Annotated in this window: 13 protein-coding genes; 7 read left to right on the plus strand and 6 right to left on the minus strand. The window is 68.7% G+C overall.

Annotated elements, in window-relative coordinates; all coding sequences use genetic code 11:
• Nucleotides 1-115 precede the first annotated feature (115 nt).
• From FPZ41_RS37505 to FPZ41_RS37520, 4 genes are all read left to right on the plus strand, one after another.
• The gene (locus FPZ41_RS37505) at nt 116-565 is read left to right on the plus strand and encodes a Uma2 family endonuclease (protein ID WP_228023228.1); all 450 of its coding nucleotides are present in this window, start codon (nt 116-118) and stop codon (nt 563-565) included.
• A gap of 270 nt (nt 566-835) precedes the next feature.
• Nucleotides 836-1351: a hypothetical protein gene (locus tag FPZ41_RS37510; RefSeq protein ID WP_131563201.1), complete on the plus strand. Its 516-nt coding sequence runs from the start codon at nt 836-838 to the stop codon at nt 1349-1351.
• Between the two features lie 200 nt (nt 1352-1551).
• The gene (locus FPZ41_RS37515; protein WP_322621225.1) at nt 1552-2697 is read left to right on the plus strand and encodes a sugar ABC transporter substrate-binding protein; all 1146 of its coding nucleotides are present in this window, start codon (nt 1552-1554) and stop codon (nt 2695-2697) included.
• A 261-nt stretch (nt 2698-2958) separates the two neighbouring features.
• Entirely contained in the window at nt 2959-4011 is a 1053-nt protein-coding gene (locus FPZ41_RS37520; RefSeq protein WP_152868154.1) for a helix-turn-helix transcriptional regulator, read from the plus strand.
• Here FPZ41_RS37520 and FPZ41_RS37525 read toward each other — a convergent pair.
• From FPZ41_RS37525 to FPZ41_RS37535, 3 genes are read right to left on the minus strand one after another with little or no spacing between them, the layout of a single operon-like run.
• Complete coding sequence (locus FPZ41_RS37525; RefSeq protein ID WP_152868156.1) at nt 3974-4954, minus strand: helix-turn-helix transcriptional regulator; 981 nt, start codon at nt 4952-4954, stop codon at nt 3974-3976. The two genes, FPZ41_RS37520 and FPZ41_RS37525, sit on opposite strands and share 38 nt — an antisense overlap.
• Complete coding sequence (locus tag FPZ41_RS37530; RefSeq protein WP_152868158.1) at nt 4951-5955, minus strand: helix-turn-helix domain-containing protein; 1005 nt, start codon at nt 5953-5955, stop codon at nt 4951-4953. Before FPZ41_RS37530 ends, FPZ41_RS37525 begins: the two co-directional genes overlap by 4 nt.
• Nucleotide 5956: 1 nt before the next feature.
• Nucleotides 5957-6967: a helix-turn-helix domain-containing protein gene (locus FPZ41_RS37535; protein ID WP_194236352.1), complete on the minus strand. Its 1011-nt coding sequence runs from the start codon at nt 6965-6967 to the stop codon at nt 5957-5959.
• A 291-nt stretch (nt 6968-7258) separates the two neighbouring features.
• Between FPZ41_RS37535 and FPZ41_RS37545 the strand changes: the two genes are divergently transcribed.
• A complete protein-coding gene (locus FPZ41_RS37545; protein WP_322621226.1) occupies nt 7259-7594 on the plus strand; it encodes a hypothetical protein in 336 nt (111 codons plus the stop codon).
• Between the two features lie 241 nt (nt 7595-7835).
• On the opposite strand, the gene FPZ41_RS37550 is transcribed toward FPZ41_RS37545, so the two are convergent.
• A complete protein-coding gene (locus tag FPZ41_RS37550; RefSeq protein WP_131563196.1) occupies nt 7836-8258 on the minus strand; it encodes a pyridoxamine 5'-phosphate oxidase family protein in 423 nt (140 codons plus the stop codon).
• Between the two features lie 151 nt (nt 8259-8409).
• Here FPZ41_RS37550 and clpB point away from each other — a divergent pair, with 151 nt between their 5' ends.
• Both clpB and FPZ41_RS37560 read left to right on the plus strand, forming a co-directional pair.
• The gene (gene clpB, locus FPZ41_RS37555; protein WP_322621227.1) at nt 8410-11007 is read left to right on the plus strand and encodes an ATP-dependent chaperone ClpB; all 2598 of its coding nucleotides are present in this window, start codon (nt 8410-8412) and stop codon (nt 11005-11007) included.
• Between the two features lie 311 nt (nt 11008-11318).
• A complete protein-coding gene (locus tag FPZ41_RS37560; protein ID WP_131563192.1) occupies nt 11319-11852 on the plus strand; it encodes a YbjN domain-containing protein in 534 nt (177 codons plus the stop codon).
• 33 nt (nt 11853-11885) lie between these two features.
• Here the strand turns inward: FPZ41_RS37560 and FPZ41_RS37565 are convergent, their stop codons facing one another.
• A complete protein-coding gene (locus FPZ41_RS37565) occupies nt 11886-13079 on the minus strand; it encodes a mannosyltransferase family protein (RefSeq protein ID WP_322621228.1) in 1194 nt (397 codons plus the stop codon).
• 160 nt (nt 13080-13239) lie between these two features.
• On the minus strand, nt 13240-14427 hold the full coding sequence (locus FPZ41_RS37570; RefSeq protein ID WP_407698868.1) for a pyridoxal phosphate-dependent aminotransferase: 1188 nt from the start codon (nt 14425-14427) through the stop codon (nt 13240-13242).
• Nucleotides 14428-14844 lie beyond the last annotated feature (417 nt).

Here is a 14844-nt window from a genome sequence, read left to right on the forward strand (position 1 = left end):
GGAGAGGGCGGGGCGGTACGCGAAGGGGGTGTGGTTCGAGCTCGGGCTCACCAGTTCGAGTGAAACAGCGACGTTTCCGCAGGTGAGCCCATGTGGCCGCCTACCGTAACGGCGCATGACCGCCCTTATGCACGAGAGTCCCGAGTCCGCCTGGTCCATTTCCCAACTGGACGAAGTCGTGTGGGAGGTGTGGAAGGCCATTGAACTCCCCGAGGGCTACCGCGCCGAGATCATCGAGGGCGCCATCGAGGTGTCACCCATTGGCCGTTTGGCGCATGCCCGGGTCGTGAACCGGCTGCGTAATGCGCTGCTGCGGTTTCTGGGGGAGGGGCAGTACGCGTCGTATCAGGGCATGGACGTCATCCACCAGCGCAGGGGATGGATCCCGGACGTCATCGTCGCCCCCGAGGACTTGGAGCCGCATGCAGACGAAGACGGACTGGGCGTCAATGCGGCAGCCGTGCACGTGGTCTTCGAGGTCGTCTCGCCCGGTAAACGGAACCAAGAGCGCGCCGAGTCAGGAAGCTCCGTGAGTACGCCCGAGCAGGCATCCCCGTCTACGTGATCATCGACGATTACCGCGCCAACGGCACTGTGACCGTCCTGACCGCGCCCTGCACCGAGGAGGCCGACTGGGTGGGCCTGCACCGCGTCCCCTACGGCACCGAAGTCGTCATCCCCGAAGGCCCGGCCAAGGGGTTCGCCATCACCGAGGCGATGACTGGGCCCGCCAGAGCCGAGAAGAAGCGCGAACACACGGCCGGGCCGAACCGTCCGGCCCCGAAGTGTGTCTCCACAGGCGTTACGCGTACGCCGCACCCCCCCGGAGGCACCCATGGCCATGGTCGGACTGTTCTGGATCACGGAGAAGTCCGTGTACGTCGGGGCCGAGCCCGCCGGGTACGGGCCGGGCGTGCGGCTGACGGCCGACGGTGTGGAGGCGCTCGGTGCCGATCAGGAGGGCTGCTGGGCATGGGCGGATCTGCGGTCCGTCGGTGTGCACTTCGCGCCCGTGCGTCGCAAGGCCTCGGGGTGGAAGGCGCTGAGCAACGCGGTGGACACGGCGTTGGACGTGGCGGGCCTGGTGTTCGGCGGCATCGGTGACCCTCCGCCCGTCTTCGAGGTCCACGTCGAGACCGGAGACGGGACCACCGAGCTTGACGCGTACGGTGCCGCGCCCCGCGGGTACACCGAGTCCGAGTACGAGTTGTCGGTCACGCTGCTCCAGCGGTTCGTGACAGGCATCGCGGACGTGTCGGCGCTGCTGGAGTGGGGGCGCACGCACGTCGTCGAGGGCACGCTCGGGCGGGAGGAGCGGGAGGCGCTGCTGCGGGAGTGGTTGGAGGCCTGACCCGGGTGAAAGTCGGTCTCCCGTGCTCTACTCTCCCGGCACATCTCTCTACCTCTCTTTCATACCTCTCCTCATACCGGGCACACGGGACGCTGTTGTCATCTCGTTAGGTAGCTGCTCCTTGACGCTGGGGTGAACACCGCGTTGGCTTTCCGTCGTATCGGGCGCAATGGCGCGTCCTATCCCGGAAGGCACCTGATGTGATCACCCGTAACACCCGTACTCGAAGACGTCCTGTCGCCCGCGGTCGCACGACCGTCGCCGCGGCCGCGTCCGCCACGGCTCTCTCCCTCGCCTCCTGCGGTGTGGTGGACGGCATCGGTGACGAGAGCAGGGTGAGCCCTACGAAGGGCGACGACATCACCGTGGGGCTGCTCCTGCCGGAGAAGGAGAACGCGCGTTACGAGCAGTTCGACCACCCCATCTTCGAGAAGAAGGTCGCGGAGCTCACGGGCGGCAAGGGGACGGTCGCGTACGCCAACGCCGGAGGGAAGGCCGAGACGCAGAGCCGTCAGCTCGACCGGATGGTGGCGGACAAGGTGGACATCCTGGTCGTGGACGCCGTCGACGCCAAGGGCATCGCGAGCGGCGTCAAGAAGGCCAAGGACGCGGGGATCCCCGTCATCGCGTACGACCGGCTGGCCCAGGGGCCCATCGACGCGTACATCTCGTTCGACAACGAACTCGTGGGCCAGGTGCAGGGCCGCGCCCTCGTCGAGAAGCTGGGCACCTCCGCCGCGAAAAAGATCATCATGATGAACGGCGCGACCACCGACCCGAACGCCGCGCAGTTCAAGGACGCAGCTCTGTCCGAACTCCAGGACGGGACGGAGATCGCCAAGGAGTACGACACCAAGGACTGGGACCCGAAGTACGCCAAGGCCAACATGGAGAAGGCGGTCAAGGCAGTCGGCCTCGACAACATCGCCGGTGTCTACGCGGCCAACGACGGCATCGCGGGCGCCGTCATCGACGTGCTGAAGACCGCCGGCGTCTCCCCTGTCCCGCCCGTCACCGGCCAGGACGCCGAGCTGGCCGCGGTGCAGCGGATCGTCTCCGGCGACCAGTACATGAGCGTGTACAAGTCGTACCCGCAGGAGGCGAACGCCGCCGCCGAGATGGCCGTCGCCAAGGTCCAGGGCCGCATGATCGAGTTCGACGCCCTCACTCGCGAAAGAGTCGACTCCCCGACCACCGAGAACGTCCCCGCTCAACTGGTCTCCGTGGTCGCGCTGACCAAGGACAACATCAAGGACACGGTCGTCGCGGACGGCATCCACACGGTCAAGCAGATCTGTACGTCCGACTACAGGGCGGCCTGCCAGGAGATCGGGCTGCTGAAGTAGGACGCCGGTCGAGCGTCCGTGACCATTGTTCTCCGGCTGATTTCAGCCAGTTCACGGAGCACTCCGCAAGCGGCGCGGCGCACTGCGCGACAAGCCACAACGAACCCGTAGAAGCCCGTCGTCCCCAGCCCTCCGGACGAGATCCACCGGCCCTACACCGGCCATACCCCGGCCATACCCCTAACCCAGCCGTGTTGCGGAGCACGTGGCCGCCGCGCATAGTTGCGCTGCGAACAAGGCGGAACGGGGGTGACTGGAGCCATGGCCGGGCACGACACGAACGAGCACCCGCACGGTGCCGACCGGCTGTGCGAGGCGGGGGACCGCGTGTACTCCCGGGCCGTACGCCAGGGCCGTGTGCCGCGCGACGATGCCGAGGCCGTGCCCTGCCTGGTCGAACTCGCCCTGCTGCACCCCGACCCCGACGACATGGGCCAGCTGGTGCCCACGTCCCCGCTGGAGGTGATGACCCGGCTCCTGCGGTCCGTTGACGCGGAGGTCAGCGCGAGCCAGGCCCGGGTGGGGACGGCGGTTGCCGCCGTCGGCTGGTACGCGGGCCTTGACGGGGGCCGGGTGCAGCCGCCTGCCGAGAGCACGGCGATCCGTGTCCTGGACGGTCTCCAACGCATCCGCGCCGCCATGGACGAGGCGACCGAGACGTGTACCAAGGAGGTGCTCGCGGTCCAGCCGGGCGGTATCCGCCGTGAGGACGAACTCCGCGAAGGGCTGCACCGCGGGCTGGAGATGCGCCGCCGGGGTGTCCGTATGCGTGACCTCTACACGCATGTGGCGCGCCACGGCCAGGGACTGCACAACTACATGGAGCTGATGGGCGACGCCGCGGAGGCCCGCACGCTGGACGAGGTAGTGGAACGCCTCATCGTCTTCGACCGCGTGGTCGCCTTCATCCCCGCGAACGTGGACCGCACGATGGCCCTGGAGATCCGCCACCCCGCGCTGGTCGAGTACCTGGTCACGGTCTTCGAACGGCTGTGGCGCCTCGCGGTCCCTCTGACGGCTCCCCTCCCCTCGACCGGCATCGAGGGCATCACCCACCGGGAACGGTCCATCGCGGCACTGCTGGCGGAGGGCCACCAGGACGCGGTGATCGCGGAGCGGCTGGGGATCAGCGTCCGTACGTGCCGGGCCCATATCGCGCGGCTCTCGGAGACCTTGGGCGCGGCGAGCCGTACGCAGTTGGGGGTACGGATCGCCCAGGCGGGCCTGGACGGTCCGCCGCGCTCCGGCACCGATGGGGAGCTGCTCCCGGCCGTCTCTACGACTCCTGTTTCAGAATCCCCGACTGGCCGATGAGGTAGCCGAGTTGGGCCCGGCTTTCGCTGCCCAGCGTGGCCGCCAGTTTGGCGATGTGGACGCGGGCGGTGCGGACGTTCATGCCGAGGCGTTCGGCGATGGCGGCGTCGGTGTGACCCTCGATGAGGAGGGCGGCGATGGCGCGTTGGCGGGGGGTGATGCCGTTGCGGGAGGGCTGTTGGACGGCCTGCGGGTACATGGGGGTGGCCAGGCGCCAGAGGCGGTCGAAGGTGGTGACGAAGTAGGTGACCAGGGCCGGTTGGCGGACTTCGAGGGCGGTGAAGCCGTCCTTGTCGGCGGGAATGAAGGCGATCGTGCTGTCGATGACGATGAGCCGATCGGTGATTTCGTCGAGAGTGCGGGCTTCGGCGTCGCCCTTCAGCTGTTCGTAGCGTGCGAGAACCAAGGGGGCGTGGCGGAGAGTGTGCTGGTAGAGGGTCCGGATACGGCCTCCGCGGTCCAGTAGAGCTTGGTCGCGGTCCATTGCGACTTGGCTTTTACTCTGACCGTGGTATTTGGTGTGGGGCTGGATGCAGAAAAGCTCCCGCGACGCACCAGTCATGGCCTCCGTGATGGCCCCGTTGATCCGCTCAGAGCCGCTGAGAACCCTGATCATTGGGGTGTCCGCTTCCGGGACGCGCCGCACGTCGACCCGCATCAGTGGCTCGAACGCCGTGGTCAGAAGTTCCTCACGGCGTCGTTCGTGGGCGATGCGATCCTCAAGGCCACGCAGAAGCCGGTGCAGGGCGGTTACTGGTGCGACGGGTTCCAGTCGGCTCAGGTCCTCGACGGCGGGATGCAGGAGCCCGAAGGCTACGAGACAAGGGGCTTCGGCGGCGTCCTCGCCGCGCACATGCCCTTCCCGTAGGGCCCGTTCGTACAGCTCCATCCCTTTGGCGCACAGCTCCTCTGCGCCGTGATCCGGATGTGACGCTGTGGTCAACGCGTCGTTCCCTCCTCCTTCAGAATCCCTGACTCAGCTATGAGGTAGCCGAGTTGGGCGCGGCTCTCGCTGCCGAGGGTGGTGGCGAGTTTGGCGATGTGGACGCGGGCGGTGCGGACGTTCATGCCGAGGCGTTCGGCGATGGCGGTGTCGGTGTGACCCTCGATGAGGAGGGCGGCGATGGCGCGTTGGCGGGGGGTGATGCCGTTGACCGTGGGCGGCTGTACGGCTTTGGGGTACATGGGGACGGCCAAGTGCCACAGACGGTCGAAGACCATGACCAGGTAATCCACCAGCGCCGGGTGGCGGATCTCCACGGCGACGGTCCGGTCCCTGCTCGCGGGGATGAAGGCGACGGTCCGGTCGATGATGAGCAGTCTCTCAATGACTTCATTGAGGGTGCGGACCTCGGCGTCGCCGTTGAGGTTTTCGTAGCGGGCCACCACGGCGGGTGAATGGCGGAGAGTGTGCTGGTAGATGGTGCGGATGCGGCCGCCCCGGTCGAGGAATGCCTGGTCGCGCCCCAGGGATTCCTGTACGGATGCGTGGTTGCGGCCGTTGTGAGGCTGAATGGCCAGGAGTTCCTGCGTCGCGTCGGCCATGGTCTTGGCGATGGCCAGGTTGATGCGCCGGAGACCATCGATGGCAGTGATCGTCGGGCTCTCCGCCGGAGCCGTACGGGCGCCGTCGAGCTGCATCAGTGGCTCGAATGCCTCGGCCAGCCGTGCCTCACGGTGACGTTCGTCGAAGATGCGTCTCTCGACGTCGCGCAGCAGCCTGTGGAGGGCCACCGCCGGGGGAACGGGCTCGAGCCGCCGCAGGTCCGTGACCGCGGGCTGAAGCAGGCCGAAGTCCATCAGGCAGGGGGTTCCGGCGGCTTCCTCGACGCCCACGCGCCCTCCGCTCAGAGCACGTGCGTACAACTCCTTGCCGGCCTCACAGAGATCCTCGACTCCATGCGGACTGTGCCCGGATGCCGACCACGTCTTTTCAACAGGCATGTCAGTGATCCTGCTCCAGGATCCCCGACTGGGCTATGAGGTAGCCGAGTTGGGCCCGGCTTCCGCTGCCGAGCGCCGTGGCCAGCTTGGCTATGTGGGCCCGGCAGGTGCGGACGTTCATGCCGAGGCGACGGGCTATGGCCTCGTCGACATGGCCCTCCACGAGGAGCTTCGCTATGGAGTGCTGGATCTCGGTGATGCCGTCGGGGGCAGTTTCATAGGGGGCGCCGGCGCTCAGCGGGACCGCGCGGCCCCACATGAACTCGAAGACCTTGATCAGATAGCGGACCAGGCCCGGGTGGCGAAGTTCCAGGGCGACCTGCCGGTCGTCCCGGATGGGGATGAAGGCGACGGCCTCGTCACAGATGATGAGGCGCTCCACGAGTTCGTCGATGGTGCGGTACTCCGCCTTCCCGTCGGCGAACTGGTCCACGTAGGCGAGCCGTTCAGGGCTGTGCCGGGCCGTGTGCTGGTAGAGGGTACGGATCCGCACCCCTCGTTCGATCAGCGGTTTGTCGCGTTCCAGCCCCTCGATGAGTCGGCGCTCCGGGTGGCGGGCGCTCGGCTGGACCGTGAGCATCTCGTGCCGACATTGGGCTATGGCCAGGTCCAGTGCCGCGTTGATGCGGTCGAGGCCCTCCAGCACTGTGATCGAATGAGTGGATGCCGTCACCTGTGCGCTGAGTGCCATGAACGGCTCGAAAGCATCGGCCAGTTCGATGGACATCCGCCTGCGCTCCGTGATCTCGCGCTCGATGGCGTTGAGTCGCTGAGCCAGGGCCACGGATGGGGGCACGGGGCGCAGCCAGTTCGCATCGTCAGGGTCCGGGTGAAGCAGGGCGAGTTCCATCAAGCACGGAGCCGGCTCCACGTCCGCACGGGCGATACGTCCCGTGCGCAGGGCGTTCGCGTAAAGTCGGCCGCCCTCCTCGCACAGCTCGGTCGCCGCGTGGGGATGTGTCGCATTAGTCTGATTCGCCACCAAATCTCCACCCCCCAGGGTCCTGAACATGCAGGAACATGATGCATCGATTGTGTGGCCATGACGTGCCTGAATGAGCCATCGTCTTACTCGACGGGGGAAGAGGGGACCTTCAAGTGAGGACGAAGCCGACTATGGGTAAGAGAATGCTTCGCTCGGTGCTTGTCGCCGCCTTCTCCGCCGTTGTGGCCTTCGGGTCGCTGAGTGGCTTCTCCGGCGCGGAAGGGAAAGGGGACAGCGTCTGGTCGTCGACGGCCAACTCCACCGAAGCTGGTGATGGTGAGACTCCGGCCGGTACGGACGACAGTGTGTGGAGCTGACGTGACCACTCCACCCGACGACCGCTCCTTCCGCCGAGAAATGGCCACGATCTACCGCTCCGGCTGGCACTTCATCGACCTGGCCACCGCCATCCCCCACAGCGGTGACTCGTTGATGGTGACCGTGTTCGGTGAGCCGGTCGTGGTCACCCGCGATGAGGACGAGGACGTACGGGCGTATCGGTGCCTGCGGCGCCCGCGCGGCGCGCCGCAGCCCGTACGGTGTGCCATCCGGTACGGGATGATCTTCGTCAACCTCGACCAGCGTGACCATGAGCTCACCGAACCGGAGGCTCCGGCCCCCGCAACCATCCAAGCCACCCCCCGCAGTGCCTGACGCGATTCCCCCGTCGTTGTAAATCGCTCAGGCGCTTCCCCCCAGCAGCGGCGTCACCGTGACCTGAACACGGTGACGCCGCTGCAGGTTTACGGCGAAATCTCCGGGTATCCGCCGATGCCGACAGTGGCCGGAATCGTGTACTCCGCGGGGCGGCCGGCGCCGACGGGAAAACCTGAGGGTGAACCAGAGGTGAACCAGAGGGGGAATCGGAGGGGGAGAGAACCAGCCGGACAAGCCCTCAGGCCCGCCCCAGCGTCCGCGTCACCTCGATCTCGATCACCACACGGGACGGATTCGGTGACGGCACCCGCTGGTACCGCTCGGCGTACCGCCGTTCCGCGTCCGCGACCCGTTCCGGGTCCGTGCGGACGAAGGCCCGTCCCTCCAGCGTCGCCCAGCGGCCCCCGTCCACCTGGCACACCGCGACCCGGGCCCCGTCCGGCCCCGCCGCCCTGGTGTGCCGTACCTTCGCGCTGTCCGCGAACGTGATCACCCGAGCCAGTCGCGCCTCGGCATCGTATGTAACGCCGACGGGCACCACGTGCGGGCTGCCGTCCGGGCGGAGTGTCGTCAGGGTGCACAGGTGGCGCTCCCGCCAGAAGGCGAGGTACGGCGCGTCCGGGTCGCCCGGAGGCGTCGGGTCCAAGTGAGGCGTGGTCATGGGTGGGGAACCTAGTGGTCCGAAGCCTCCCGTGCATCGCCTTGAGTGGAATAGACTCAACTTTGTGTACGTTGCTCAAGTCAGTGTGGAAGTGTGGATCAAGGCTGACAGCGGGCCGACGGCTGACTGACGCGAGGAGGAGACAGCGAACGTGGACGCCGAGCTGACCAACAGGAGCCGGGACGCGATCAACACGGCCAGTAACCGGGCCGTGTCCGAGGGGCACCCGGACCTCACCCCCGCCCACCTGCTCCTTGCTCTGCTCCAGGGGCAGGACAACGAGAACATCATCGACCTGCTGGCCGCCGTCGACGCCGACCAGGCCTCCGTGCGGGCCGGTGCGGAGAAGGTCCTCGCCGGTCTGCCCAGCGTGACCGGGTCCAGCGTCGCGCCGCCGCAGCCGAACCGCGAGTTCCTCGCGGTGATCGCCGACGCGCAGGCGCGGGCCAAGGAGCTCGGGGACGACTACCTGTCGACCGAGCACCTGCTCATCGGCATCGCGGCCAAGGGCGGCCAGGCGGGCGAGGTCCTCGCGCAGCAGGGAGCGGACGCCAGGAAGTTGCAGGACGCCTTCCAGAAGTCGAGGGGAGGGCGCCGGGTGACCACCGCGGACCCCGAGGGGCAGTACAAGGCCCTGGAGAAGTTCGGGACCGACCTCACCGCCGCCGCGCGGGACGGGAAGCTCGATCCCGTCATCGGGCGCGACCAGGAGATCCGGCGGGTCGTGCAGGTGCTCAGCCGGAGGACGAAGAACAACCCCGTGCTCATCGGTGAGCCCGGCGTCGGCAAGACCGCCGTCGTCGAAGGGCTCGCGCAGCGCATCGTGAAGGGCGACGTGCCCGAGTCCCTCAGGAACAAGCGGCTCGTCGCGCTCGACCTGGGCGCGATGGTCGCCGGTGCCAAGTACCGGGGCGAGTTCGAGGAGCGGCTGAAGACCGTCCTCGCCGAGATCAAGGACTCCGACGGGCAGATCATCACCTTCATCGACGAACTGCACACCGTCGTGGGCGCCGGCGCCGGCGGTGACTCCGCGATGGACGCCGGCAACATGCTCAAGCCCATGCTCGCCCGCGGTGAGCTGCGCATGGTGGGCGCCACGACCCTCGACGAGTACCGCGAGCGGATCGAGAAGGACCCGGCGCTGGAGCGGCGGTTCCAGCAGGTGCTGGTCACCGAGCCCACCGTCGAGGACACCATCGCCATCCTGCGCGGGCTCAAGGGACGGTACGAGGCCCACCACAAGGTGCAGATCGCGGACAGCGCGCTGGTCGCCGCCGCCACCCTCTCCGACCGGTACATCACCTCCCGGTTCCTGCCCGACAAGGCCATCGACCTCGTCGACGAGTCGGCCTCCCGGCTCCGTATGGAGATCGACTCCTCACCGGTCGAGATCGACGAACTCCAGCGCGCCGTCGACCGGTTGAAGATGGAGGAGCTGGCTCTCGAGAAGGAGACCGACGCGGCCTCCCGCGAGCGGCTGGAGAAGCTGCGCCGCGATCTCGCCGACAAGGAGGAGGAGCTGCGGGGGCTCACCGCGCGCTGGGACAAGGAGAAGCAGTCCCTCAACCGTGTCGGTGAGCTGAAGGAGAAGCTGGACGAGCTGCGCGGGCAGGCGGAGAGGGCCCAGCGTGACGGCGACTTCGACACCGCCTCCAAGCTGCTGTACGGCGAGATCCCGGCTCTGGAGAAGGAGCTTGAGGCCGCCTCGGAGGCCGAGGAGGAGGCCGCCAAGGACACGATGGTGAAGGACGAGGTCGGCTCCGACGACATCGCCGACGTCGTCGCCTCCTGGACCGGCATCCCCGCCGGACGCCTGCTGGAGGGCGAGACACAGAAGCTGCTGCGCATGGAGGACGAGCTCGGCAAGCGCCTCATCGGGCAGAGCGAGGCCGTACGGGCGGTGAGTGACGCCGTACGACGGTCCCGCGCCGGCATCGCCGACCCCGACCGCCCCACCGGCTCCTTCCTGTTCCTCGGCCCGACCGGTGTCGGCAAGACCGAACTCGCCAAGGCCCTCGCGGACTTCCTCTTCGACGACGAGCGGGCCATGGTCCGCATCGACATGTCGGAGTACAGCGAGAAGCACAGTGTGGCCCGGCTGGTCGGCGCCCCGCCCGGGTACGTCGGCTACGAGGAGGGCGGCCAGCTGACCGAGGCCGTGCGCAGGCGGCCGTACTCCGTCGTACTGCTCGACGAGGTCGAGAAGGCGCACCCCGAGGTCTTCGACATCCTTCTGCAGGTGCTGGACGACGGACGGCTGACGGACGGTCAGGGCCGGACCGTCGACTTCCGCAACACCATCCTGATCCTCACCTCGAACCTGGGCAGCCAGTTCCTCGTGGAGCCGCTCACGTCCGAGGAGGAGAAGAAGGAGCAGGTGCTGGAGGTGGTGCGGTCCTCCTTCAAGCCGGAGTTCCTCAACCGTCTGGACGACCTCGTGGTGTTCTCGGCGCTGAACAAGGAGGAGCTGGAACGCATCGCCGAGCTCCAGATCGACCGCCTCGCCGCGCGGCTCGCCGAACGCCGGCTCGCCCTGGAGGTCACACCCGAGGCCCTGGCCTGGCTCGCGGACGAGGGCAACGACCCGGCGTACGGTGCCCGCCCGCTGCGCCGTCTCGTCCAGACCGCCATCGGTGACCGGCTCGCCAAGGAGATCCTCGCGGGCGAGGTCAAGGACGGCGACACGGTCAGGGTGGACGCCTTCGGCTCGGGCCTGCTCGTCGGGCCCGCGACGGGCAAGACGCTGTAGCCGTAGCCCGGAGCGACTGTCCGGAGCGACTGTCCGGGGGCGGCCGTCCGGAGGCGGCCGTCCGGGGCGCTGGGATACGGCGCCCCGGACACTGGATGTGGCGCCCCGGACACCGGGATGTGGTGCCCCGGCCGCCTGGACGTGGCGCCCCGGACACCGGGATGTGGCCCCCACGTGGCTGATCCGTCACACAGCGGAGGCGCGTCGGGTGAAGAGGTTGCCGGTCGGGGGGCAAGAGAGAGAGGGTGGGTTGTGTACGTCTGGTCTCAGCGTTGGCCGGACGAGCCAGACGACCGCAGGAGTCTTCAAGTATGTCCATCGACCCGTCCTCGATTCCGAACTTCGGGGGCCAGCCCGAGCCGCAGCCCCAAGGACCGGCGGGCCCCGTCGTCCCGGATCAGGACCTCGTGAAGCAGCTCCTCGACCAGATGGAGCTGAAGTACGTCGTCGACGACGAGGGCGACCTCGCGGCGCCGTGGGAGCAGTTCCGCACGTACTTCATGTTCCGCGGCGAGGGCGACCAGCAGGTCTTCTCGGTACGGACGTTCTACGACCGGCCGCACCAGATCGATGAGAAGACGGCGCTGCTGGAGACGATCGACGACTGGAACCGTCGCACGCTGTGGCCCAAGGTGTACAGCCACACGCACGACGACGGCACGGTCCGTCTCATCGGCGAGGCTCAGTTGCTGATCGGCACCGGCGTCAGCCTGGAGCACTTCGTTTCGTCGACCGTGAGCTGGGTGCGGGCGGCCATCGAGTTCGACAAGTGGCTCGTGGAGCAGCTCGGCCTCGCGGAGGAGGTCGACGGCGCGGAGAAGCCGAACGACGACGAAGACGAATAGGTCTGCCGATCACTTAGGTCTGCCGATCAGTCGTCACAGAGGCGTGTGGTTGACCACGACCAGGAACGCGCCGTAAACGAAGGAGAGCCCGGCCAGGGCGGCGACCACCACGGTCGCGTGCCAGGGCCGGGCTCTCGCCGTCCGCGCCAGCGCCCGCGCCAGAGGCAGCAGCAGCGGGAAGGCCGGCAGCAGGAAGCGCGGCTTGCACGCGAAGTACCCCGAGCCGCCGATCGTGATGAGCAGCAGGACGCCGCAGTACACCACCAGCACCAGGGGCGCGCGGTCCACCACCAGCAGCGCGAAGAGCACGACCGCCACCGCCACGACCAGCATCGCCATCGGGAACACGAAGCGTCCGCCGTCGAGCACCAGGTGCCGGACGAAGCGCAGGGCGCCCTCCCCGAAGTCGAAGCGCGATCCCCACCGCCGCTGCACCGCGAAGTACCCGCCGAGCGGATCACCCATGCGCAGCCCCACCCACAGCACGTACGCGCACCATCCGAGCGGCGCGAGCGCGGCGCCCGTCCACAGGCTGTGGGGAACGTTCCGCCCCCGCCGCCGCAGCACCTCGTACGCCGCCGCCACGAGCACCGCCGCCGCCACCGCGATCCCGTTCGGCCGGGCCAGGCCCGCGAGCGAGGCCAGCACGCCGGCCCACACCCAGCGCCCGCTGAGCACCGCGTACAACGACCAGGCCGCGCAGGCGGTGAGCAAGGGCTCGGTGTACGCCAGGGACAGCAGGACGGAGTGCGGCAGCAGCCCCCACAGCACGACGAGCGCGGTGGCGACCCCATGGCCGTACAGCCGGTGCCCGATCGCGTACAGCCCGCAGGCCGCGGCCCCGGCGGCCACCCAGGACACGAGCAGCCCGGCCGCGCCGCCGCTCAGCGGGGTGATCTCGGTGACGAACCGCACGAACCCCGGGTAGAGCGGGAAGAACGCGTAGTCGCTGGCGATCTTGGGCGGGAAGTACTCGATCCGTCCGTAGCCGTGCGCCGCGATCCCCAGGTACCAGTCCGAGTCCCAGGACCGTCCGAGCACCCACAGCGGGTTCTTGCCGTAGGCCCAGGCGGTCGCGGTGAGGGCGGCGACACCGGCGAGCCGGGCGGCGAGGAAGAGCCCGAGGGCGAGGACGGGCGTGGGGGGTCGCGTCGTGGAGCGGACGTGATCCTGAGGGCGCCGGCCGCCCTCGTGGGCGGGGGCCGGCAGGGTGCTGACGTGGGTCACATCGGAACCATGCGTCCCTTAAATCGGATTTGCCAGCTTTACACGCCAGTGCGCCTCGGATTCCGCCGTCAGAGGGCCCCAGGCCCGGCCAAAGGGCCCCTCGTCCGGCCGACGGCCCACCAGCTCGCAGCTAGGGCGACTAGAAGCGGCTAGAAGGCGACTAGAGGGCGGCCTTGAGCCGCTTGGCCGCCTCCCGCAGCACCTCGGTCTGCTTGCAGAAGGCGAACCGCACGAAGGGCGCACCCGCCTCGCGGTGGTCGTAGAAGACGGCGTTCGGGATGGCGACCACGCCCGCGCGCTCCGGCAGCGCCCGGCAGAAGGCGAAGCCGTCGCTCTCGCCGAGGGGCCGGATGTCGGTGGTGATGAAGTAGGTGCCCGCCGTCCGGAACACCTCGAACCCGGCCTCAGCGAGCCCGGCCGCCAGCAGGTCCCGCTTGGCCAGCATGTCCGCGCGGAACGCCGCGAAGTACGCGTCCGGCAGCGCGAGCGCCTCGGCGACGGCGTACTGGAACGGCCCGGACGAGACGTACGTGAGGAACTGCTTGGCCGAGCGGACGGCGGACACCAGCGCGGGCGTCGACGTCACCCAGCCCACCTTCCACCCGGTGAACGAGAACGACTTCCCCGCGCTGCCGATGGTGACCGTGCGCTCCCGCATCCCCGGGAAGGTCGCCAGCGGCAGGTGCTCGGCGTCGTCGAAGACCAGGTGTTCGTACACCTCGTCGGTCACGACCAGCAGATCGCGCTCGACGGCCAGCTCGGCGATCGCGGTCAGCTCCTCGCGGGTGAGGACGGTGCCGGTGGGGTTGTGCGGGGTGTTGATCAGCAGCAGCCGGGTGCGGTCGGTGACGGCGTCCCGCAGTTCGTCCAGGTCCAGCCGGAACGAGCCGTCGCCCGGCCGCAGGGTGACCGGCACCCGCCTGCCGCCCGCCATCGCGATGCAGGCCGCGTACGAGTCGTAGTACGGCTCCAGGGCGACGACCTCGTCCCCGGGCTCCAGCAGGCCCAGCAGGGCCGCGGCGATGGCCTCGGTCGCGCCCGCCGTGACGAGTACCTCGGTGTCGGGGTCGTACGTGAGCCCGTACCGTCGCTCCTGGTGCGCGGCGACGGCGGTGCGCAGCTCGGGGACCCCCGGGCCCGGCGGGTACTGGTTGCCGCGCCCGTCCCGCAGCGCCCGCACCGCCGCCTCCCGGACCTCCTCGGGGCCGTCGGTGTCGGGGAAGCCCTGGCCCAGATTGATCGACCCGGTGCGGACGGCCAGCGCCGACATCTCGGCGAAGATCGTCGTCCCGAACTCGGCGAGCCGGCGGTTGAGCGGAGGGCGGGCGCTGCGGGAGCTGGAGGTCATGGGCGTCATCCTGCGCCGAAGCTCTGGAGTTCCTCAACTCTGCTTTGGCCCGTGGGCCCGCCGGGAATCGGACCGTCACGCAAGAACACGCGAGAAGCGGAAACACCGGTCCGAGCCCACGGGGGGCAACGGGGACCGCTTCGGGGGAACGAAAGGAGGGTGACGCCATGGGACTCGCGATCTTCGGCATCATCCTGGCGGCCTTCTGCATCGTGATGGCGATCGCGTTGTCTGCCAACCGGAAGAACAAGGTGGTCAAGTCGCGGAGCCGCACTCGGCGATCGAAGTCGTCACAGAGCTGGTGGGCGGGCGGCGCCGGTTCGAGCTCGTCGAACAGTGGCGGTTCGTCCTGCGGGAGCAGCTCCTCGTGTGGGAGCAGCTCGTCCTGCGGTGGGGGGTCCTCCTGCGGAGGCGGTG

It is taken from the genome of Streptomyces acidicola, from assembly GCF_009377235.1.
GTDB lineage: Bacteria > Actinomycetota > Actinomycetes > Streptomycetales > Streptomycetaceae > Streptomyces > Streptomyces acidicola.

What these genes read in the sequence shown, in the direction of transcription:
- FPZ41_RS37505 (WP_228023228.1), top strand. Translation starts at nt 116, where the DNA reads ATGACCGCCCTTATGCACGAGAGTCCCGAGTCCGCCTGGTCCATTTCC.
- FPZ41_RS37510 (WP_131563201.1), top strand. Translation starts at nt 836, where the DNA reads ATGGCCATGGTCGGACTGTTCTGGATCACGGAGAAGTCCGTGTACGTC.
- FPZ41_RS37520 (WP_152868154.1), top strand. Translation starts at nt 2,959, where the DNA reads ATGGCCGGGCACGACACGAACGAGCACCCGCACGGTGCCGACCGGCTG.
- FPZ41_RS37530 (WP_152868158.1), bottom strand. Translation starts at nt 5,955, where the DNA reads ATGCCTGTTGAAAAGACGTGGTCGGCATCCGGGCACAGTCCGCATGGA.
- FPZ41_RS37535 (WP_194236352.1), bottom strand. Translation starts at nt 6,967, where the DNA reads ATGTTCAGGACCCTGGGGGGTGGAGATTTGGTGGCGAATCAGACTAAT.
- FPZ41_RS37550 (WP_131563196.1), bottom strand. Translation starts at nt 8,258, where the DNA reads ATGACCACGCCTCACTTGGACCCGACGCCTCCGGGCGACCCGGACGCG.
- FPZ41_RS37560 (WP_131563192.1), top strand. Translation starts at nt 11,319, where the DNA reads ATGTCCATCGACCCGTCCTCGATTCCGAACTTCGGGGGCCAGCCCGAG.
- FPZ41_RS37570 (WP_407698868.1), bottom strand. Translation starts at nt 14,427, where the DNA reads ATGACCTCCAGCTCCCGCAGCGCCCGCCCTCCGCTCAACCGCCGGCTC.